This window comes from Cohnella massiliensis (genome assembly GCF_900169535.1).
GTDB classification, from domain to species: Bacteria; Bacillota; Bacilli; order Paenibacillales; family Paenibacillaceae; genus Cohnella; species Cohnella algarum.
This window is the reverse complement of the sequence record NZ_LT821256.1, coordinates 1-19,410: the sequence shown is the minus strand read 5'-3', so window position 1 is coordinate 19,410 and position 19,410 is coordinate 1. Positions and strand designations below refer to the sequence as shown.

The following is a 19,410-nucleotide window of genomic DNA, read 5'->3' as shown; positions in this document are numbered from 1 at the left end:
TATACGGAGGCGCAGGAATCGACATGGGGAAGACGTTTGAAATCATTCCGGACGGCGGCGTTACGACGCCGAAAGGCTTTAAAGCCGGCGGCCTGCACTGCGGCCTGAAGAAAACCGACCGCAACGACCTGGGAGCGATCGTCTGCGAAGTGCCGGCGGCGGCGGCGGCGGTGTACACGACGAATTTGTTTCAGGCGGCGCCGCTGCAGGTGACCCGCGAAAGTCTCGCCGAGGAGGGCGCGCTGCGCGCCGTCGTCGTGAACAGCGGCAACGCGAACGCCTGCACCGGCAAGCAAGGGGAGGACGATGCCCGGACGATGCGCGCGGAATTGGCGGAAGCGCTCGGCGTTCCCAAGCACCAGGTGGCGGTGGCGTCCACCGGCGTCATCGGCGAATTGCTGAAAATGGACCGCGTGTCTTCCGGCATCGCCGCGCTTCCCGGGAAGCTGAGCGGCGACGAAGCGGGGGCCGACGAGTTTTGCCAGGCGATTTTGACGACCGATCTGGTCAAAAAGACGGCCTGCGTCCGGCTTGACGTCGACGGGCGAGCGGTCACGATCGCGGGAGCGGCCAAAGGCTCCGGAATGATTCATCCGAACATGGCGACCATGCTCGGCTTCGTGACGACGGACGCCGCGATTCCGGCCTCCGCGCTTCAGGAGCTGCTGCGGGAAGTTACCGACGCGACGTTCAATATGATTACGGTCGACGGCGACACGAGCACGAACGACATGCTGGTCGCCATGGCGAGCGGGCTCGCCGGCAACCGGGAGCTGTCGCGCGGCCATGCCGACTGGGAAGCGTTCGCGGACGGGTTCCGCTATGTGTGCCAAGAGCTGGCGAAGGCGATCGCCCGCGACGGCGAAGGGGCGACGAAGCTGATCGAGACGACCGTGTCGGGCGCGCGGAGCGACGAATCGGCACGGGCGATCGCGAAGACGATTATCGGCTCGAGCCTCGTGAAATCGGCGATGTTCGGCGCCGACGCCAACTGGGGGCGGATCATCGCCGCCGTCGGACGCGCCGGCGTGCCGGTCAACGTGCATACGGTCGACATCCGGCTCGGCGATATTTCCGTGCTGGAGCAGTCGCGGCCGGTTCCGTTCGACGAAGAGGCGGCGCTGGAATATTTGAAGGGCAGCGACACGGTCGCGATTCGGGTCGAGCTGAACGACGGAAGCGGGTCGGCGGTGGCCTGGGGCTGCGATTTGACTTACGATTACGTCCGGATCAATGCCGCTTACCGGACCTGACCGGATGGGAGGACGGAAATGGCACGTTTTGTGATGAAATGCGGAGGCAGCACGCTCGCCGCGCTGCCGGACGCTTTTTTCGAGGATTTGCGCGAGCTGCAGGAAGCGGGGACCGAACCGGTCATCGTGCACGGCGGGGGACCCGCGATCAATGAAACGCTCGGCAAGCTCGGCATCGAGAGCCGATTCGCGAACGGCTTGCGCGTCACCGACGAAGCGACGCTGGACGTCGTGGAAATGGTGCTCGCGGGCCGCATCAACAAGGAAATCGTCCGCAAGCTGCAGCAGAACGGAGCGAAAGCGATCGGCCTGTCCGGGACGGACGGCTTGCTCATTCGGGCGCAGCCGGTCGCGAACGCGGACGAGATCGGGTTCGTCGGCGACGTGACCGAGGTCAACGCCGGCCTGATCGAGGGCGTCATCGGGCTCGGCTATTTGCCGGTCATCGCTCCGATCGGGATCAACGGCGAAGGGCAGCGGTTCAACATTAACGCGGATACGGCGGCCGGCGCGGTGGCGAGCGGGCTGGGCGTCGACACGATGATCGTCGTGACCGACGTGCCCGGCATCCTGCGGACGGAAAACGGCGCGAAGCGCGTGCTTCCGCAGGCGTCGTTCGCGGACATCGAGGAGATGATCGCGAGCGGGGACATTTACGGCGGCATGATTCCGAAGGTTCGCGCGGCGATGAAGTGCCTGCACGGCGCCGTGCGGGAAGTGCTGATCGTCGACGGCGCGGAGCCGCGCGTGCTCAGCCGGGCCGTTCGCGAAGGCGGCATCGGAACCCGCATCGTACGGGATTGATCATTCAAGCGAAGGGAGTGTTTTTCATGAGCCATCTGTTCCCGACTTACGGCCGCTATCCGATTTCGATCGTCAAAGGCAAAGGAAGCCGACTGTGGGACGATCAGGGCAAAGAATATCTCGATTTTATGAGCGGCATCGCCGTTACGAATCTCGGACACGTTCCGGACCGGGTGAAGGCGGCGCTTGTCGCCCAATTGGATCAGCTGTGGCACGTGTCCAACCTGTATCAAATCCCGAACCAGGAAAAAGCGGCCAAGCTGCTGACGGACAATAGCTGCGCCGACGCCGTTTTTTTCTGCAACAGCGGAGCGGAGGCGAACGAAGCGGCGATCAAGCTGGCCCGCCGTTATCAGCAAAAGGTGCTCGGGAACGGGCGTCATGAAATCATTACCTTTGCGCGATCGTTCCATGGACGGACGCTCGCGACGCTGACCGCGACCGGCCAGGATAAAGTCAAGGAAGGCTTTTTGCCGCTGCCGCAAGGCTTCGTGCACGTGCCGCTGAACGATCTGCAGGCGCTCGAAGCGGCGGTGAACGACCGTACGGCGGCCGTCATGCTCGAAACGGTGCAGGCCGAAGGCGGCGTCGTGCCGGTCGATCCGGCGTTCCTGCGCTCCGTGCGGGAGCTGTGCGACCGCCGCGGATTGCTGCTCATCCTCGACGAAATCCAGACCGGCATGGGCCGCACGGGCAAGCTGTTCTCGTACCAGCATTACGGGGTGGAGCCGGATATTTTCACGCTGGCCAAAGGGCTCGGCAGCGGATTCCCGGTCGGGGCGATGCTGGCCAAGGCGCCGCTGATTCCGGCATTTAACGCCGGCTCGCACGGCTCGACGTTCGGCGGGACGCCGATCGCCATGGCGGCGGTCGCCGCCACGGTCGAGACGATGCTGATCGAGCAGGCGCCCGAACGGGCGGCCGTCGCAGGCGAGCTCCTGATGGGCAAGCTTCGCGACGCGCTTGACGGCGTGCCGGGCGTGCTCGAAGTTCGCGGCAAGGGGCTGCTCGTCGGCATCGCCTGCGACGGTCCCGTCGCGGACGCCGTCGGCGAACTGCAGCGCCGCGGGCTGCTCGTCATCGTGGCCGGTCCGAACGTGATCCGGCTGCTGCCGAACCTGCTCGTGACTTCGGAAGAAATCGAGGAAGCGGTCGGCCTGATCGCCGCCGTTTTGAAGGAGCGGGCCGCCGTCAAGCCTGCCGCCGAATAAATACGGACTTTTTACGCTTAAACTTTACGATAGAGAAGGAGGGGTTGAACGTGCAACCAGCCGCAAAAACGGAAGAACTGGCCGCCGGCCTCAAAGGCCGGGATTTTCTCGGGCTTGTCGATTGCTCGGCCGAAGAAATCCGGTATTTGATCGATTTCGCCATCGAACTGAAGCGCAAGCTCAAGGCAGGAGAAGTGTATCAGCCGCTCAAGGGCAAGTCGCTCGGGATGATTTTCGAAAAATCGTCCACCCGGACCCGGGTTTCGTTCGAAGTCGGCATGTACCAGCTGGGCGGCCAGGCGCTGTTCTTAAGCCGCAACGACATCCAGATGGGGCGCGGCGAGACGATCCGGGATACGGCGATGACGATGTCCCGTTATCTTGACGGCATCATCATCCGGACGTTCGGCCACCGCAACGTGGTGGAGCTGGCGCGCAGCGCGACCGTTCCGGTCATCAACGCGCTGTCCGACCAGTCCCATCCGTGCCAGGCGCTGGCGGATTACCAGACGGTTCTGGAGAAAAAGGGACGCCTCGAAGGGCTGAAAGTCGCTTACATCGGGGACGGCAACAACATGCTGCACTCGCTCATGATCGGCGCCAGCAAGCTCGGGATGCATTTTGCCAGCGCGTCGCCGGAAGGCTACGAGCCGGACGCGGAACAGGTGAAGCTCGCCCGCGATTTCGCCGGCGAGCACGGGGGACGGGTCGACATCGTGCGCGATCCCCGGGAAGCGGTCGAAGGAGCCGACGTTATTTACACGGACGTATGGGCGAGCATGGGCTTCGAAGAGGAGCAGAAGGATCGGGAACGCGCCTTCCAAAATTACCAGGTGAACGAACAGCTCGTCCAGTTCGCGAAGAAGGACTACCTGTTCATGCACTGCCTTCCCGCGCACCGCGGAGAAGAAGTGACCGAAGGCGTCATCGACGGTCCGAACTCCGTCATTTTCGACGAGGCGGAAAACCGCCTGCACGCGCAAAAGGCGATCATGGCCGCCATCATGTAAAAGGTCGACGCGAGGAGCCGCCGGACAAGGAATTCATTTCCGAATCTGGCGGCTTCCCCTGCGCAAGCTATATAATAAGAGACATGCGTCAGTTAAAAGAAGGAGCGGTACCCGACATGGCAAAGGAAAAAATCGTACTGGCATACTCCGGCGGTCTCGACACGTCCGTCATCTTGACGTGGCTGAAAGAGACGTACGACGCCGAAATCATTACGTTCACGGCCGATATCGGCCAAAAGGAAGAACTGGACGGACTGGAGGAAAAAGCGATCCAGACCGGCGCTTCCAAAGTCTACATCGACGACCTGCGCGCCGAATTCGCCAAAGACTTCATCTTCCCGATGTTCCAGGCGGGGGCGCTGTACGAAGGCCAATATCTGCTCGGCACCAGCATCGCCCGTCCGCTGATCGCCAAGCGCATGGTCGAAATCGCCCGCGCCGAAGGCGCGACGGCCATCGCGCACGGCGCGACCGGCAAGGGCAACGACCAGGTGCGCTTCGAGCTGACCGCGGCGGCGCTCGCGCCGGACATCAAAGTGATCGCGCCGTGGCGCGACGAGGCGTTCCGGGAAGCGTTCCCGGGCCGCGCCGAAATGATCGCCTACGCCGAAAAGCACGGCATCAACGTGCAGGCATCCGCGGCCAAGCCGTACTCGATGGACCGCAACCTGCTGCACATCAGCTTCGAAAGCGGCATGCTCGAAGATCCGTGGTTCGACGCGAGCGCGCCGGACGTTCAGGACATGTACGTGCTCAGCGTCTCGCCGGAGCAAGCGCCGGATCAAGCCGAATACGTCGAGCTTGATTTCGAGGCCGGCAACTGCGTCGCGATCAACGGCGAAAAGCTCAGCCCGCTGGCCGTCATGGAAAAATTGAACGAGCTCGGCGGCAAGCACGGCATCGGCCGCGTCGACATGGTCGAGAACCGCTTCGTCGGCATGAAAAGCCGCGGCGTGTACGAAACGCCGGGCGGCACCATCCTGTTTACGGCGCACCGCAAGATGGAGTCGCTGACGATGGACCGCGACGTCATGCATTTGCGCGATTCGCTCATTTCGAAATACGCGTCGCTCGTTTACAACGGCTTCTGGTTCGCGCCGGAGCGACTGGCCATTCAGGCGCTCGTCGCCGAAAGCCAGAAGAACGTCACCGGCACCGTCCGCCTGAAGCTGTATAAAGGCAACATTATGGCTGCGGGCCTGAAGAGCCCGGTCAGCCTGTACAACCCGCACATCGCGACGATGGAGGCCGACCCGACGCAAGCCTACGATCAAGGCGACGCGACCGGCTTCATCCGTCTGAACGCGCTGCGGCTCAAAGTGTCGTCCGGCGTTACCGGCGCTTCCGGCGTCGACAACGGCTGAGGCGGATTGCCCCGAAGTTTTTGTGGATACGCGATAGCGGTCGTATCTGCCGGTACGAGGATTAGGGTGGTATCCGGTCCGGTACGAACATTAGCTGTGTGTCGGCCGGTTCGAGGATTCGAGGGCATCTGGCCGGGTAAGAAGATCAGCGGCGCATCGAAGCCGACTGCACATTAGCCGTGCATCGGGGCCGGTATGAAGATGAAAGGTGCCTTGGCCGGTACGAAGATGGCGGTACCCGAGACCCGCAAGCGGGGATTGCGGAAATCCGGCCTTGAGCGAACGGGGGGAGCGGCGCAGGCGCATGATCGCGCCGGCGAGGCTCCCGTTTTCCCTTTTTTCGCCGCCGGGAACGACCTGCCCCGAATAGCGGCATTCTGCGACCGTTATTCGGTTCAAACCAGCCCAAAAAACGGGAAAATAAAGGATTAACAGCCCGAAAGGACCGTTATTTCGCTAAACGGCCTTAAACAGGGCCATTAACGGTCGCTTTGAACCGTTATTTTGCTCGACGGCCTAAAATCGGGCCGTTAACGGTCGATTTAAGCCGTTAATTTGCTGCATGGCCCTTAAATCGGGCAATTAACGGTCGTTTAGGACCGTTATTTTCATGGGCGGAGCCGCGGCCAGGCCGTTTGGGCGGATTTGCAAGGGGCGAGGGCTCGCTATCCGGGCCATTCGCCCGGAACCGTCAGGCAACCGACCGAAGACGAAGGGAGCTTCAATATCCATGACCAAGCTGTGGGGCGGCCGGTTTACGAAAAAAACCGACCAACTGGTGGAAGAATACACCGCATCGATTACGTTCGACAAGGAGCTGGCCGAGGAGGATATCCAGGGCAGTCTCGCGCACGTGACGATGCTGGGGAAATGCGGCATTTTGTCCGCGGACGACGTGGAGAAAATCAAGGAGGGCCTGATGAGGGTCCGCAACCGCATTCAGCGGGGCGAGCAGGAGTTTTCCATTTCCGACGAAGACATCCACATGAACATCGAAAAATCGCTCATCGACGAGATCGGACCGGTCGGCGGCAAGCTGCACACGGGACGCAGCCGCAACGACCAGGTGGCGACCGACATGCACCTGTATTTGCGCAAGCGGGTCGTCGAATTCGTCGACCTGCTGGCCAAGCTGCAGGATGCGCTCATTTCGCAGGCGAAGGCCAATCTGGACACGATCGTGCCGGGCTACACGCATCTTCAGCGGGCGCAGCCGATTTTGTTCGCGCACCATTTGATGGCGTACGTCTCGATGTTCGGTCGCGATATCGAACGGCTCCAGGACAGCTACAAGCGGATCGACACGCTGCCGCTCGGCGCCGGCGCGCTGGCCGGGACGACGTTTGCGATCGACCGCCAGTACACGGCGAAGCTGCTGAATTTCGGGCGCGTGTACGAAAACAGCCTCGACGCCGTCAGCGACCGCGATTTTATCGTGGAGTTTCTTGCCAACGCTTCGCTGATCATGGCGCATCTGTCGCGTTTGAGCGAAGAGCTCGTGTTGTGGTCGAGCACGGAGTTCCAGTTCATCGAGCTGGACGACGCGTTCTGCACCGGCTCGAGCATTATGCCGCAAAAGAAAAACCCGGACGTGCCCGAGCTTGTCCGCGGCAAAACCGGGCGCGTGTACGGCAATCTCGTCGGGCTGCTGACCGTGCTGAAGTCGCTGCCGCTCGCATACAACAAGGACATGCAGGAAGACAAGGAAGGCATGTTCGATACGGTTAAAACGCTGCAGGGCGCCCTTCAGCTGTTCGCGCCGATGATCGCCACGATGAAGGTGCGCAAAGAGCAAATGCGGCGCGCGGTCGACAACGATTTTTCCAATGCGACCGATATCGCCGATTTTCTTGTCGGCAAAGGGCTGCCGTTCCGCCAGGCGCACGAGGTCATCGGCAAAACGGTGCTGTACTGCATCCAGAACGGCAAATTCCTGCTGGATTTGACGCTGGACGAGTTCAAGCAGTTTTCGTCTCTGTTCGACGACCGCATTTACGAGGTGCTGCAGCCTCACAACGTCGTCAATGCGCGCAACGTTTACGGCGGCACCGCGACCGCTCAGGTCGAAGCCGCGATCGGACGCGCGGCGGCCGAGCTCGAGCGCGTGAACGCGTGGACGGCCGAGTATGCGGAGAAATGCAAATAAGATGATCGCGCGGGAACGGGCTTTCCGTCTTCGCGCCGAAACCCGCCGGCCAGGGACCGGCGGGTTTTTACTCATCTCAACCCTTCCGCCGCCCGCTGCCGATCCAGTTGATTCATGACTACTCATCTCAACCCGCCATCCGCAGCCATCCGCACTCACTTGAGTAAATATTACTCATTTCGCCGCCTCCGCGCGCCCGCTGCCGATCCAGTTGATTCATGACTACTCATCTCAACGCGCCATCCGCAACCATCCGCACTCACTTGAGTAAATATTACTCATTTCGCCGTCTCCGCGCGCCCGCTGCCGATCCAGTTGATTCATGACTACTCATCCAACTTGAGCAACCTTCGTACCACCCCCCCCAAGCCCCGAATGCCGCCGCCTTCCGACTCCTGCAGATTAAAAAAAATTTAAAATCTTTCCCGATTCCGGCGCCCGCCAACGCTTTGCGGCGACATGACCGCGACAAAATTCGGATCGTTTGCCCGGGAACCGTCGACAAAGAAAGGAATTTCAGGCACAATGTCGAAGTATTTAAAGTCCGAATACGAACAAGGTGGTAGTTTCCCGTGATTGAAATGCACGACATTTCCAAGACTTACTCGGACGGAACGATCGCCCTTGAAGGTATCAACGTAGTGATCGACCGGAACGAGTTCGTATATATCGTCGGCCCTTCCGGCGCCGGCAAATCGACATTCATGAAGCTCATTTATCGCGAGGAAGTTCCGACCAAAGGCCAGCTTTTCGTAAACGGCTTCAACATCGGAAAGCTGAAACAGCGAAAAATCCCGTACATACGCCGCAACATCGGGGTCATCTTCCAGGATTACCGGCTTCTCCCCAAGCTCACTGCGTTCGAGAACGTCGCGTTCGCGATGGAAGTCATCGAAGCGCCCAAGCGGTCGATACGCCGCCGGACAATGGAAGTGCTCGATCTGGTCGGCCTGAAGCATAAGTCGGGCAGCCTGCCGGCGCAGCTGTCGGGCGGCGAGCAGCAGCGGATCGCGATCGCCCGGGCGATCGTCAACAATCCCGCCGTCATCGTCGCCGACGAGCCGACGGGCAATCTGGACCCCGAGACGTCCTGGGGAATCATGAAGCTGCTGGAGGAGATCAATTTTCGCGGAACGACGATCGTCATGGCCACCCACAACAAGGAAATCGTGAACAGTCTGCGCAAGCGCGTCATCGCGATCGAGCGGGGAACGATCGTTCGCGACGAGCAGAGAGGGGAATACGGCTATGACCTTTAGGACCTACGCGCGCCACTTGCGCGAAGGAGCCAAAAACGTCTTCCGCAACGGGTGGATGACGTTCGCTTCGATCGGCTCGATTGTCGTGTCCCTCCTTATTCTCGGCGTGTTCATGCTGCTCGCGCTCAATGTGAACAAATTCGCCGATCAAGTCGAAAGCCAGGTCGAGATTCGCGTCTACATGGATTTGAACGCCGACGACGCGAAAATCGAGGAAGTCGACCGCAAAATCCGCAACCTGGAGCAGGTCAAGAGCGTCACGTTCGTTTCCAAGGAGGAAGGCCTGGAACGGCTTCGGGAAAGTTTGGACGAAAACGCCAAAAGCGCGCTCGACGGCTATGAAAACGAACAAAATCCGCTGCCGGACGGCTTCGACATCGAAGTGTTCGATCCCCAGCAAGTCGCCTACGTCGCCGAGCAGATCGAGGCTTTCAACGTATCCGACGCGGACAAGCCCATCTACGGCGTTTATTACGGGCAAGGCACCGTCGAGAAGCTGTTCCGCATTACCGACGCGGTTCGCAATATCGGCCTCGTGATCGTCGCCGGGCTTGCCGTCATGGCGATGTTCCTTATCTCGACGACGATCAAGATGACGATCATCGCCCGCCGCCGCGAAATCGCGATCATGAAGCTCGTCGGCGCCACGAACAGCTTCATCCGCTGGCCGTTTTTCGTGGAGGGCGTTTTGATCGGAGTCGGCGGGGCGGCCATCACGACCGGAATTCTGCTTTACGGCTACTCGCAATTGCTGAAAACGACGCAGTTCGACCTCGGCTTGATGATGATTCAATTGTCCGGCATGGACGAGGTTGCCGGATTTGTCACCGTTACGCTGCTCGCGCTTGGCGCGCTGCTTGGCATCTGGGGCAGCACCGTTTCCGTCCGCAAATACTTGAAGGTATAAAGAAGGAGGACAACCGTGAGAAAGAAGTTGCTGCCGGTCCTCGCGTTTCTTGCCCTTATTCTCATGATCGGACAGCCCTACGAGAGCCGGGCGGAGACCGAGGTCGAAAAGATCGAGAAAGAAATCAAAAGGCTTCAGCAGCAAATGAACGAGGTCACCCAAGACAAAAAGCAGGCGGAGCAGGACAGCAAGGTGCTCACCGCTCAAAGGGAAGCGACGAAAGCGGACGTCGCCGCCTTGCTGGCGGAAATCTCCAAGGCGGGCGAAGAGCTGGTCGCCACCCAGGCGAAAATCGATGCCGCCGAAGAGAAGCTGCTGGCGACGACGGCGGAACTCGAAGCCGCCGAAAAGGAGCGCGCCGAGCGCGACGATTTGCTGAAAACGCGAATTCGCCTCATTTATACGAACGGAACCGTGTCCTACCTCGACGTTCTGCTCAGCTCGACCAGCTTCGACGATTTTCTGACCCGGTTCAATGCGATGAAGCTGATCATGGAACAGGACAAGAACGTATTCGAGCAAAGCAAGGAGTACGAAGCGCTCGTCGCCGAGAAGAAGGCGCAGGTTGAATCCGAGCTGGCCAACGTCAAGGCGCTGTACGACGAAATGGCGGCCCGCAAGGCGAACCTGGAGCAGAAGGAACGCGAGAAGGAAGTCATGATCGCCAAGCTCGACGAGCAGATCGAGGAAACCGAGGAAATCAGCGAAGAAGCCGAGAAGGCGCTCATGGAGTTCGGGAAAAAGTACTCGGAGCTTCTGGAGAAAAAGGAAAAGATCAAAACGTACTACACCGGAGGCAAGCTCGCCGTTCCGCTCAAGGATTCGTACCGGCTGTCGTCTCCTTACGGCTACAGAACCCATCCGGTAACCGGCCAGAAGAACAAGCTTCACGCCGGCATCGATATGGCCGCGCCGAACGGAACGTCCGTCTATGCGGCGGAGTCGGGCGTCGTCATCGTCGCCCAATCGTGGAGCGGCTACGGCAACACGATCATTATCAACCACGGGGGCGGACTGTGGACGCTGTACGGGCACCTGAAGCCGGGCGGCATTCTCGTCGAGAAAGGCCAAACCGTGAAGCGCGGGGAAAAAATCGGCCTTGTCGGCAAAACCGGCACGGCGACGGGCTACCACCTGCACTTCGAGGTGCGCAAGGACGGAAACCCCGTCAATCCGGCACCATACTTGGAATAACGAGCGCAGCCGGTTCCTCCGGTCCCGAAGCTTCCGCAAGCCGGAAGAGTCGCGGAGGAGCGGCTGTTTTCTCGTTTCGGAAGCCGCGGCTGCCGGACTGAACTAAGACCGGCGCCGCGCTCATACACTAATTGGAAGAAAAGAGAGAGGGTGGGGAAGATGAGGTTTCGGGGGCGGACGGTCATCGCCATTATGGCTTGCACGGCGCTGCTCGCATGCTTGGCGACGATCGGCTATTTGGACGCTGCCGGCAAAACGAACCGGACTTCATCTTCCGCCGGCGCCGCCGCGGATTCCGGAGGCCTGCGGCCGGACGAGCTCGAGAAGCTGAACCGGACGATCGCTTTGATCGAAGGCGAATACCGGCTGTCCGTCGATCGGGACGAACTGATCGACGGAGCGATCCGGGGCATGGTGGAAGCGCTCGGAGATCCGTATTCCGTCTACATGACGGGAGACGAAGCCGCCAAATTCACGGATGCGGTCGAAGGAACGTTTACCGGCATCGGCGCCAGGCTGGGCATCGAGGATGGCGAGGTCGTGGTCCGGCAGGTCATGGAAGGAACGCCCGCCGATCGCGCCGGCCTGCAGGCCGAAGATATTTTGCTGTCAGTTAACGGAAACGCGCTGCAAGGCTTGAGCCTTGGCGACGCGATCGCCCAAATCCGAGGTCCCAAAGGAACGAAAGCCAAGCTGCGCGTAGAGCGGCCGGGCGCGGAACAGATGCTGGAGCTGGAGCTTATCCGCGACCTCATCATGGAAGAGACGGCGATCGGAAAGCTCGGCGAAGACGGCGTCGGCAAACTGAAAATCACCCGGTTCTCGTTCGATACGGCGGAAAAAGCCTCGCAAGCGCTTCGGGAGATGGAGGACCAGGGGATGAGGGCGCTCGTCCTCGACCTTCGCAACAATCCGGGCGGCGTCATGCCGTCCGCGCTCGGGGTGGCGGAGCTGTTCGTGCCGCAGGGAAAGCCGATCGTCATCTCCGAGGATAAAAACGGCGTCCGAACGACCGAACGGTCGAACGGGAGCTTGACGGCGGCCAAAGCGTACCCGATCCTGGTTCTGATCGACAAGGGGAGCGCCAGCGCGGCCGAAATCGTCGCCGGGGCGCTGAAGCATTCGGCGGGAGCCGCGCTGCTCGGCGAAACGACGTACGGCAAAGGCACGGTGCAAATCAGCTTCGAAAAAGGCCTGGACGACGGAAGCCTGGTCAAGTTGACCGTGTCGAAGTGGCTGCTGCCGGACGGCAGCTGGATCGACGATCGGGGCATCGTCCCCGACGTGTCCGTGAGCCAGCCCGCTTATTTCGGCGCTTCCCGGCTGCCGCGGGACAAGGTATTGAAGCCGGACGAAACGGGAGACGACGTCCGGAATTTGCAGCTGATGCTGGAAGGAGCGGGCTTTCCCGCCGATCGCGCGGACGGGTATTTCAGCTCCGCGACCGAGGAAGCGTTGAAGAGCTTTCAACGGCATGCGGGGCTCCCCGAGACGGGAATCGCGGACGAACGAACCGCGGAGCGGCTGGAGGAGGAATTTTACCGAGCGCTGCAAAATCCGGAGTTCGACGCGCAGTGGGTCGCCGCGCGCGACATTTTGCTGAAAATGGAGGAAAAAAGCGGCTAAAGGAATTGCGGCGCCCCTCGTCGAATGTAGACTAGACCGAATACGAAAGGGGACGAAAGGAATGAGCCCTTGGATTGACTGGCTGCGGGAAGCGGGCCTGGCCGCAGCGGGTTTGTTTACGTTGCCCTATTTTTATATAGCCGTTTTGTTCGCCTGGTGGCATGCGAGAAACGGCGTCGTGCTGCAGCGGCAAATGTTTCACGTCCGCATGTACGGTTCGCTTTCCCTGCTCGCGAGCCGGACGCTTGCCGGACTCGGAGCGGGACTTTGCCTCTCCCTCGTCGGGCTCGGCGCGGGCGCGCGGTTGTCGAACGGGACGCTGCTGTGCATCTGGCTCGCGATGGTCGTGCTGGCGCTGTTTCGGCTGCGCTACATTTGTCTCGCCTATGCGGCGGGCGCGCTTGGCGTCGTTCAGTCGGTTTTGGCGTGGACGGGCCTTGACGGCGACTCTTCCGGCGCGATCCGGGAGCTGCTCGGCATCGACGTGCCCGGCCTCCTGTTTTTGGCCGGCTTGCTGCACGTGGCCGAGGGCGCTCTCATACGCCTGCAAGGAGCGAAACAGGCGGTCCCGCTGTTTCTGGAAGGCAAGCGCGGCAAGCCGGTCGGCGCTTACTCGCTGTCCGGCGTTTGGCCGATCCCGCTGCTGTGGCTCGTTCCCGCCGCCGGCGCGGACGGCTTGACGCTTCCCTGGACGCCGCTGTTCGGCCTCGAAAGCTCCGTCTCCGCCTGGAGCCTCCTCGCGTTTCCGGTGCTGATCGGCTTCACCGACCGGACGACGACGCGCTGGCCGGAGGAGAAGGCGCGCGAATCGGGCAACTCGCTTCTCGTTTACGGAGCGCTGATCTGCCTGCTGGCCGCGGGCTCCGTTTTCTGGGAGCCGCTTGCCTTCGTCGCGTCGCTGGGCGCTTTCGTTTTGCACGAAGGCGTGCTGCTGCTCGGAAGGTGGCGCGAGGGCGGCCGCCAGCCGGTTTACGCGCAAGAGGGGCGCGGGCTGACGATTCTGGCGGTGCTTCCGGGAACGCCGGCGGCGGAAATGGGCCTGCAGGCGGGCGAGCGGATTATGCGGCTGAACGGAAAACGCGTCGACGACAAGGAGCAGCTTCACGACGCGATGCAGCTGCAAGCCGCGTTCTCGAAGCTCGAGGTCGTGAACCGCGAAGGGCATGTGAAGTTCGCCCAGCGCGCCCGCTACTCGGGCGAGCATTACCAGCTCGGCATCATTCTTGCGCCGGACGAGGACGCCGATATCGTCGCCGCCCCGCGCTCGGGCTCGATTTGGCAGGGGCTGAGGCAAGCGGGGGCGAGAAGGCGGCACGCCGGCCGGCTGCGGGCCGAAGAGGCGGCCCGGCGGGAGGCCGCCGACGCCTCCGGGGAAACGGCCGCCGCCTCGTCCGCGGCCGAGCCCGTCATGCTGCTCGAAGCGATCGATCCGCGGGAAGAGCTTGCCGCGCGGCTGCCCGCGCCGCCGGCTTCGGCCGCGACCGCGGAGCGCAAGGCGCCGGAGGAAGCCGGCCTGCCGCCGCGCCGTTCGCGGAGGTAAACGCCCGCCTCTCGCGATCGCGAAATGCCGCCGCATGAAAGCGCCGGAACGGGGCATTTCCGCTCGGCGTCCGCAGCATGTTGACATGTCGTGGCAGGTTTGATAGGATAGGATGAAGTCGATGGTTACTCTAGGGTTCCGCGGGACGGCCGCCGCAAGGCGTCGGGTTCCGGCCCGGTCCAAGAGAGTAACGCGCCGTCCTCGCCGGCAGAGGATAGCGTTCACGGAGGGATAAAAGCCCGGGAGTATCGAGATGCGCCGAAAGGTTGCGCGGCTTGGCCGCGTCTTTCGGGAGCATTCCGCTGCTCTCGGGCTTTTTTGCGTTTATCCGAATGGACCGGGGCTACGCGGCTAACGCTAGACTACGTTCAAGGAGGAATGGATTCATGAATCGCTATTGGTTGCTGCTCGCGGCGGCCGGCATTTGCGAAGTCGGCTGGGTGTCCGGCCTGAAGCACGCGGACGATTGGCTGACTTGGGGATTGACGGCCGCGGCCATCGTGCTCAGCTTTGCCGCGTTGATCGTCGTGTCCCGCAAACTGCCGGTCGGCACGACGTACGCGGTGTTTACCGGGATCGGAGCGGCCGGGACGGTGCTGGGCGAGTCGATCTTTTTCGGGGCCGAGTTGGATCCCGGAAAGCTTGCGCTTGTGATCATTTTGATTATCGGCATCGCCGGTTTGAAGCTGACGACGGACGTCAAGGCGGACAAGGAGGAGCGGGCATAATGGCTTGGGTATGGCTTATTCTCGCCGGGCTGGGCGAAGTGATCGGCGTCACCGGCCTGAACTTGTGGAACAAACGGCGGGACACGCTTTCGGCCGCGCTGCTGCTGGGCGGCTTCGGCCTCAGCTTCGTTCTTCTGACGCTGGCCATGAAATCGATCTCGATGGGTACCGCCTACGCGATCTGGACGGCGATCGGAACGATCGGGGCGACGCTGATCGGCATGCTCTTTTACGGTGAATCCCGCCAGCCCCGCCGCCTCTTTTTCCTCGCGTTGGTCGTGGCCGCCGCGATCGGCCTGAAGCTGATCGGCGAGCATTAGGGGCTTTTGCGCCGATGAAGCGAATACGAGTAGACGACCGGAGCCAACGAACTGCCGAGCGCGCAGACGAGTACGACGACGACGGTCCAGGAAGACGGAGCGATCCAGGCGGAAATCAGCATCAGCAGTCCGGCGGCGACCCACAGCTTCGCGGCCAGCCGGTGCGTTTGATTCCAGTTGTTCTCGTCCATGATCGCCCACGGAGTGCGGATGCCCATGAAAAAATTGCTCCGCACCTGTCCCATCCGGTTGCCGACGACGATCCACAGCAAGCCGAGCGCGCTGACGATGATTTTGTTCATCGGGAAGGAGTAGCCAAGGCTGTGCAGGATCACGAAGACGAACACGCCGTGCAGGAACAGGCTGATCGCCCACCGGAACATCGAGTAAAAGCTTTCGAAACGCGCATAATTCTCCTTGCGGGGATCGATAAAGCGCGTGGCCGACAAGATCGAAGGAAGCAGCACGGCCAAGCCTCCGTACATCAGCCAAAATTGCCACTTGGGCGCCGTGTCGTCCACATCGCCGGCCACGTTGAAATGCGTGGGCATGATGTCGGGCAATCGCTCGTTGAAAATGAGGAAGGCTGCCGCGAACAGGACGAAATTGACGAGAAACAGCGCGAGGATGCCTTTGATCCACCTTTTGTGCGGAATAGCGGATGGTTGTGTCATTTTTCTTCGTCTCCCTTCGTTCCGATCAGGTTGAGAAACCAGCCGAGCGTTTCCTGGACGACCGTCATGTTCAGCGAATAGATGATATTCTGGCCGTGGCGGACGTCCTGGATGAGGTGCGCGTTTTTAAGAATGTTCAGATGGTGCGAAATGCTGGGCTTGGAAATGTTGAAATGCTCGGCGATCTCCCCGGCGGACAAATCGCGGGCTTTAAGGAGCTGAATGATTTGCCTGCGGGTCGGATCGGACAGCGCTTTGAACGCGTCGTTCACGTTGAAGTCCTTCTTTCTTCGGGAAGTCGGTCTGATCGGAATTTGATATTTAGATAATTATCTAAATAAAGCATAACGAATGAACGGGAAAAAATCAAGAGGGGAAACGCCCGGCTTTTTGCGCCCGGGCTTTCTTTTTTTCTGCGGGTCGATGTTCGTCCGATTTAACGGGCGGTTTGGGGAAACGCGTTTTGACGGAGCCGGGCGAAATCGATATAATGAACGGGAACAAATATTCTGTTTCGGAAATGTGGGGGTGTGCCTGCTATGGCGGAAATTTCGCCGGGAGACGTAAAGTTTCGGGTCGTGTCCGATTACGAGCCGCAAGGAGATCAGCCGGAAGCGATCCGGAAGCTGTCCGAAGGGCTTGAAGCCGGCATCAAGCATCAAACGCTGCTGGGCGCGACGGGAACGGGCAAGACGTTTACGATCGCCCATACGATTGCCCGGGCGAACCGGCCTACGCTCGTCATCGCGCACAACAAGACGCTGGCCGCTCAGCTTTGCAGCGAGTTCAAGGAATTTTTCCCGGATCATGCGGTCGAATATTTTGTCAGCTATTACGACTACTATCAGCCGGAGGCGTATATTCCGTCTTCGGACACGTATATCGAAAAAGATTCCAGCATCAACGACGAGATCGACAAGCTGCGGCACTCCGCCACGTCGGCGCTGTTCGAGCGCAGGGACGTCATCATCGTCGCGAGCGTCTCGTGCATCTACGGCTTGGGCTCGCCGGAGGAATACCGCGATTTGCGGCTCAGCCTGCGCGTCGGGATGGAACGCTCCCGCAACGCCATCCTGCACAAGCTCGTCGACATCCAATACCAGCGCAACGATATCAACTTTACCCGGGGAACGTTCCGGGTCCGGGGCGACGTCATCGAGATTTTCCCCGTATCCCGAAGCGACCGGGCGGTAAGGGTCGAGCTGTTCGGCGACGAAATCGAACGGATCACCGAAATCGACACGCTGACCGGCGAGATCGTCGGCGAGCGGGAACACGTCGTCATTTTCCCGGCCTCCCACTTCGTGACGGCCGAAGAGAAGATGAAGCTCGCGCTCGTCAACATCGAGCGGGAGCTGGAGGAACGGCTTGCCGAGCTGCGCGCCGAAAACAAGCTGCTGGAAGCGCAGCGGCTGGAGCAGCGGACCCGTTACGATCTGGAAATGATGGCGGAGATGGGGTTCTGCTCCGGCATCGAGAACTATTCGGGGCCGTTGACGTTCCGCGAGCGGGGAGCGACGCCGTATACGCTGATGGACTTTTTTCCCGACGATTATCTGGTCGTCATCGACGAGTCCCACGTTACGCTGCCGCAAATCCGCGCGATGTACAACGGGGACCAGGCGCGGAAATCCGTGCTCGTCGACCACGGCTTCCGCCTGCCTTCGGCGAAGGACAACCGTCCGCTCCGGTTCGAGGAATTCGAAAGCAAGGTCAATCAGATCATCTACGTTTCGGCTACGCCCGGACCTTACGAGATCGAAAATTGCCCGACGATGGTCGAGCAGATCATCCGTCCGACCGGCCTTGTCGATCCGATCATCGAAGTGCGCCCGACGAAGGGGCAAATCGACGACCTGCTGGGCGAAATCCGGATCCGCATCGCCAAGGACGAGCGCGTGCTCGTGACGACGCTCACGAAGAAGATGGCGGAAGATTTGACCGACTATTTGAAGGAAGTCGGAATCAAGGTCCGGTATTTGCACTCGGACATCAAGACGCTGGAGCGGATGGCGATTTTGCGCGAATTGCGGCTCGGCGAGTTCGACGTGCTCGTGGGCATCAACCTGCTGCGGGAAGGCCTCGACCTGCCGGAAGTTTCCCTCGTGGCGATTCTCGACGCCGACAAGGAAGGCTTCCTGCGCGCGGAACGCTCGCTCATCCAGACGATCGGGCGCGCGGCCCGCAACTCCGAGGGGCGAGTCATCATGTACGGCGACAAGATCACGGATTCGATGGAGAAGGCGATTTCGGAAACCGAGCGCCGCCGCGCCATCCAGACCGCCTACAACGAAAAGCACGGCATTACGCCGCAAACGATCCGCAAAAAGGTGCGCGACGTCATCGAAGCGACCAAAGTGGCGGAGCAGAAGAGCGGCTATCTGACCGGCGTAGGCAACGTGGAGAAGATGTCGAAGAAGGAGCGCCAGTCGGTCATTCAGCGTCTGGAGGCGGAGATGAAGGAAGCGGCGAAAAATCTCCAGTTCGAGCGGGCCGCCGAGCTTCGCGACGCTTTGCTCGAGCTGAAGGCGGAAATGTAGGCGGCGCGTTCGCCGGGCAGTTCCTTTAGGTTTTCGCGACTCCGTTGGCGAGTCGATGCTTGAAGCACACCGCTGGTTTGGCGGTGTGCTTTTGTTGTACGCCCGGCATGGGCGTCATCTCTACGGTGAAAGTCCGGAATGGGGGACTGGCAAGCGCCTACCATTAGCCAAGAGCAAGGGTGTCCGCCGCGAGGCGGAATCTGAAGGAAGCTGGAGGCAAAAGCACGGCTCGAGGTACACGAATCCAATTTGAGGCGGTTGCAGCCGGATGAGTCACCAGCACATGACGAAATCCAAAGCTGCCAAGGGCTGCAGCTGTAAACTTGGGCGAGCGCGGGCGGAAAGGTGACGTTCTTATCTGGGGAGGCCTGCGGAATACGCGAAGTTACTTCGTAACCGCGGCTGAGAAGCCGCGCTGAATCCGCAGGAGTCAGCAGAAGCCATAGTACGCAGGCTGTTGCAACAGCGTGCGGAAGGGCTGAACTTAAAGGAGAAGAAACCGATGCGTTCGCACGAAGAGCAACGACAGCAGAATATCTCGCAAGAGAGCTTTCGGCAAAGGGTAGCGGTGAAGCCGCATGGGTATGCCGAAGCGCCGAGTTCTTCGTCGGCACAACTCGACCCATCTTCTTCCGAAGGACAGAACGACTTGCTGGAGCGAATGCTCGAGGGGAACAACCTTCGGCTCGCCTATAAACGAGTGAAACGTAAGCGTCAAATAGCCCCCACCTAGCGGCGGGAGCTCAGTTCGACTAATCTGTAGTTACTTTTTACTTAATCGGCACTCAGCCGGTAGCTCGTGCGACCATGGCATGAAGGGTTCGAGCGCGTCGG

At 60.8% G+C, this 19,410-nt stretch carries 17 protein-coding genes and 1 riboswitch; of the genes, 15 read left to right on the top strand and 2 right to left on the bottom strand.

Features of this window, described 5'->3' with window-relative positions; genetic code table 11:
- The first annotated feature begins 23 nt into the window (after positions 1 to 23).
- The 13 genes from argJ to B7E11_RS04785 all read left to right on the top strand — a co-directional run bounded on the left by argJ (position 24) and on the right by B7E11_RS04785 (position 15,362).
- On the top strand, positions 24 to 1,253 hold the full coding sequence (gene argJ / locus B7E11_RS04850; RefSeq protein ID WP_080832486.1) for a bifunctional glutamate N-acetyltransferase/amino-acid acetyltransferase ArgJ: 1,230 nt from the start codon (positions 24 to 26) through the stop codon (positions 1,251 to 1,253).
- A gap of 18 nt (positions 1,254 to 1,271) precedes the next feature.
- The gene (gene argB / locus B7E11_RS04845; RefSeq protein ID WP_080832485.1) at positions 1,272 to 2,057 is read left to right on the top strand and encodes an acetylglutamate kinase; all 786 of its coding nucleotides are present in this window, start codon (positions 1,272 to 1,274) and stop codon (positions 2,055 to 2,057) included.
- A gap of 26 nt (positions 2,058 to 2,083) precedes the next feature.
- Positions 2,084 to 3,268, top strand: a complete 1,185-nt coding sequence (locus tag B7E11_RS04840; RefSeq protein WP_080832791.1) for an acetylornithine transaminase — start codon at positions 2,084 to 2,086, stop codon at positions 3,266 to 3,268.
- A gap of 50 nt (positions 3,269 to 3,318) precedes the next feature.
- Positions 3,319 to 4,278, top strand: coding sequence for an ornithine carbamoyltransferase (gene argF / locus B7E11_RS04835; protein WP_080832484.1), 960 nt, complete (start codon positions 3,319 to 3,321; stop codon positions 4,276 to 4,278).
- Between the two features lie 116 nt (positions 4,279 to 4,394).
- Complete coding sequence (locus B7E11_RS04830) at positions 4,395 to 5,642, top strand: argininosuccinate synthase (protein ID WP_080832483.1); 1,248 nt, start codon at positions 4,395 to 4,397, stop codon at positions 5,640 to 5,642.
- 730 nt (positions 5,643 to 6,372) lie between these two features.
- The gene (gene argH, locus B7E11_RS04820) at positions 6,373 to 7,788 is read left to right on the top strand and encodes an argininosuccinate lyase (protein WP_080832481.1); all 1,416 of its coding nucleotides are present in this window, start codon (positions 6,373 to 6,375) and stop codon (positions 7,786 to 7,788) included.
- A gap of 572 nt (positions 7,789 to 8,360) precedes the next feature.
- Entirely contained in the window at positions 8,361 to 9,047 is a 687-nt protein-coding gene (gene ftsE, locus B7E11_RS04815) for a cell division ATP-binding protein FtsE (RefSeq protein WP_281256476.1), read from the top strand.
- Positions 9,037 to 9,954 (top strand): permease-like cell division protein FtsX, encoded by a 918-nt coding sequence (gene ftsX, locus B7E11_RS04810; protein WP_080832480.1) that lies wholly within the window; start codon positions 9,037 to 9,039, stop codon positions 9,952 to 9,954. The genes ftsE and ftsX overlap by 11 nt, the downstream gene beginning before the upstream one ends.
- Before the next feature lie 15 nt (positions 9,955 to 9,969).
- The gene (locus tag B7E11_RS04805; RefSeq protein ID WP_080832479.1) at positions 9,970 to 11,148 is read left to right on the top strand and encodes a murein hydrolase activator EnvC family protein; all 1,179 of its coding nucleotides are present in this window, start codon (positions 9,970 to 9,972) and stop codon (positions 11,146 to 11,148) included.
- Between the two features lie 159 nt (positions 11,149 to 11,307).
- Positions 11,308 to 12,774 (top strand): S41 family peptidase, encoded by a 1,467-nt coding sequence (locus B7E11_RS04800; RefSeq protein ID WP_080832478.1) that lies wholly within the window; start codon positions 11,308 to 11,310, stop codon positions 12,772 to 12,774.
- A 61-nt stretch (positions 12,775 to 12,835) separates the two neighbouring features.
- Complete coding sequence (locus B7E11_RS04795; RefSeq protein WP_080832477.1) at positions 12,836 to 14,314, top strand: PDZ domain-containing protein; 1,479 nt, start codon at positions 12,836 to 12,838, stop codon at positions 14,312 to 14,314.
- A 119-nt stretch (positions 14,315 to 14,433) separates the two neighbouring features.
- A riboswitch (guanidine-I (ykkC/yxkD leader) is annotated at positions 14,434 to 14,562 on the top strand.
- Positions 14,563 to 14,700: 138 nt separating this feature from the next.
- Positions 14,701 to 15,042, top strand: coding sequence for a DMT family transporter (locus tag B7E11_RS04790; RefSeq protein WP_080832476.1), 342 nt, complete (start codon positions 14,701 to 14,703; stop codon positions 15,040 to 15,042).
- A complete protein-coding gene (locus B7E11_RS04785) occupies positions 15,042 to 15,362 on the top strand; it encodes a DMT family transporter (RefSeq protein ID WP_080832475.1) in 321 nt (106 codons plus the stop codon). The genes B7E11_RS04790 and B7E11_RS04785 overlap by 1 nt, the downstream gene beginning before the upstream one ends.
- Here B7E11_RS04785 and B7E11_RS04780 read toward each other — a convergent pair.
- Together B7E11_RS04780 and B7E11_RS04775 are read right to left on the bottom strand one after the other, a co-directional pair.
- A complete protein-coding gene (locus B7E11_RS04780; protein ID WP_080832474.1) occupies positions 15,359 to 16,036 on the bottom strand; it encodes an SdpI family protein in 678 nt (225 codons plus the stop codon). The genes B7E11_RS04785 and B7E11_RS04780 overlap by 4 nt on opposite strands.
- Positions 16,033 to 16,308 (bottom strand): autorepressor SdpR family transcription factor, encoded by a 276-nt coding sequence (locus tag B7E11_RS04775; protein ID WP_080832473.1) that lies wholly within the window; start codon positions 16,306 to 16,308, stop codon positions 16,033 to 16,035. The genes B7E11_RS04780 and B7E11_RS04775 overlap by 4 nt, the downstream gene beginning before the upstream one ends.
- A gap of 267 nt (positions 16,309 to 16,575) precedes the next feature.
- Between B7E11_RS04775 and uvrB the strand changes: the two genes are divergently transcribed.
- Both uvrB and B7E11_RS04765 read left to right on the top strand, forming a co-directional pair.
- Positions 16,576 to 18,576 (top strand): excinuclease ABC subunit UvrB, encoded by a 2,001-nt coding sequence (uvrB, locus tag B7E11_RS04770; protein WP_080832472.1) that lies wholly within the window; start codon positions 16,576 to 16,578, stop codon positions 18,574 to 18,576.
- A gap of 502 nt (positions 18,577 to 19,078) precedes the next feature.
- Positions 19,079 to 19,309: a hypothetical protein gene (locus B7E11_RS04765; protein WP_245809623.1), complete on the top strand. Its 231-nt coding sequence runs from the start codon at positions 19,079 to 19,081 to the stop codon at positions 19,307 to 19,309.
- Positions 19,310 to 19,410: the final 101 nt, after the last annotated feature.

Excerpts from the sequence above, each read along its gene's own strand:
- argJ (WP_080832486.1), top strand. The coding sequence starts at position 24 with ATGGGGAAGACGTTTGAAATCATTCCGGACGGCGGCGTTACGACGCCG.
- argH (WP_080832481.1), top strand. The coding sequence starts at position 6,373 with ATGACCAAGCTGTGGGGCGGCCGGTTTACGAAAAAAACCGACCAACTG.
- ftsX (WP_080832480.1), top strand. The coding sequence starts at position 9,037 with ATGACCTTTAGGACCTACGCGCGCCACTTGCGCGAAGGAGCCAAAAAC.
- B7E11_RS04765 (WP_245809623.1), top strand. The coding sequence starts at position 19,079 with ATGCGTTCGCACGAAGAGCAACGACAGCAGAATATCTCGCAAGAGAGC.
- uvrB (WP_080832472.1), top strand. The coding sequence starts at position 16,576 with ATGGCGGAAATTTCGCCGGGAGACGTAAAGTTTCGGGTCGTGTCCGAT.
- B7E11_RS04790 (WP_080832476.1), top strand. The coding sequence starts at position 14,701 with ATGAATCGCTATTGGTTGCTGCTCGCGGCGGCCGGCATTTGCGAAGTC.
- B7E11_RS04800 (WP_080832478.1), top strand. The coding sequence starts at position 11,308 with ATGAGGTTTCGGGGGCGGACGGTCATCGCCATTATGGCTTGCACGGCG.
- B7E11_RS04840 (WP_080832791.1), top strand. The coding sequence starts at position 2,084 with ATGAGCCATCTGTTCCCGACTTACGGCCGCTATCCGATTTCGATCGTC.
- B7E11_RS04780 (WP_080832474.1), bottom strand. The coding sequence starts at position 16,036 with ATGACACAACCATCCGCTATTCCGCACAAAAGGTGGATCAAAGGCATC.
- B7E11_RS04830 (WP_080832483.1), top strand. The coding sequence starts at position 4,395 with ATGGCAAAGGAAAAAATCGTACTGGCATACTCCGGCGGTCTCGACACG.
- B7E11_RS04795 (WP_080832477.1), top strand. The coding sequence starts at position 12,836 with ATGAGCCCTTGGATTGACTGGCTGCGGGAAGCGGGCCTGGCCGCAGCG.
- B7E11_RS04785 (WP_080832475.1), top strand. The coding sequence starts at position 15,042 with ATGGCTTGGGTATGGCTTATTCTCGCCGGGCTGGGCGAAGTGATCGGC.
- argB (WP_080832485.1), top strand. The coding sequence starts at position 1,272 with ATGGCACGTTTTGTGATGAAATGCGGAGGCAGCACGCTCGCCGCGCTG.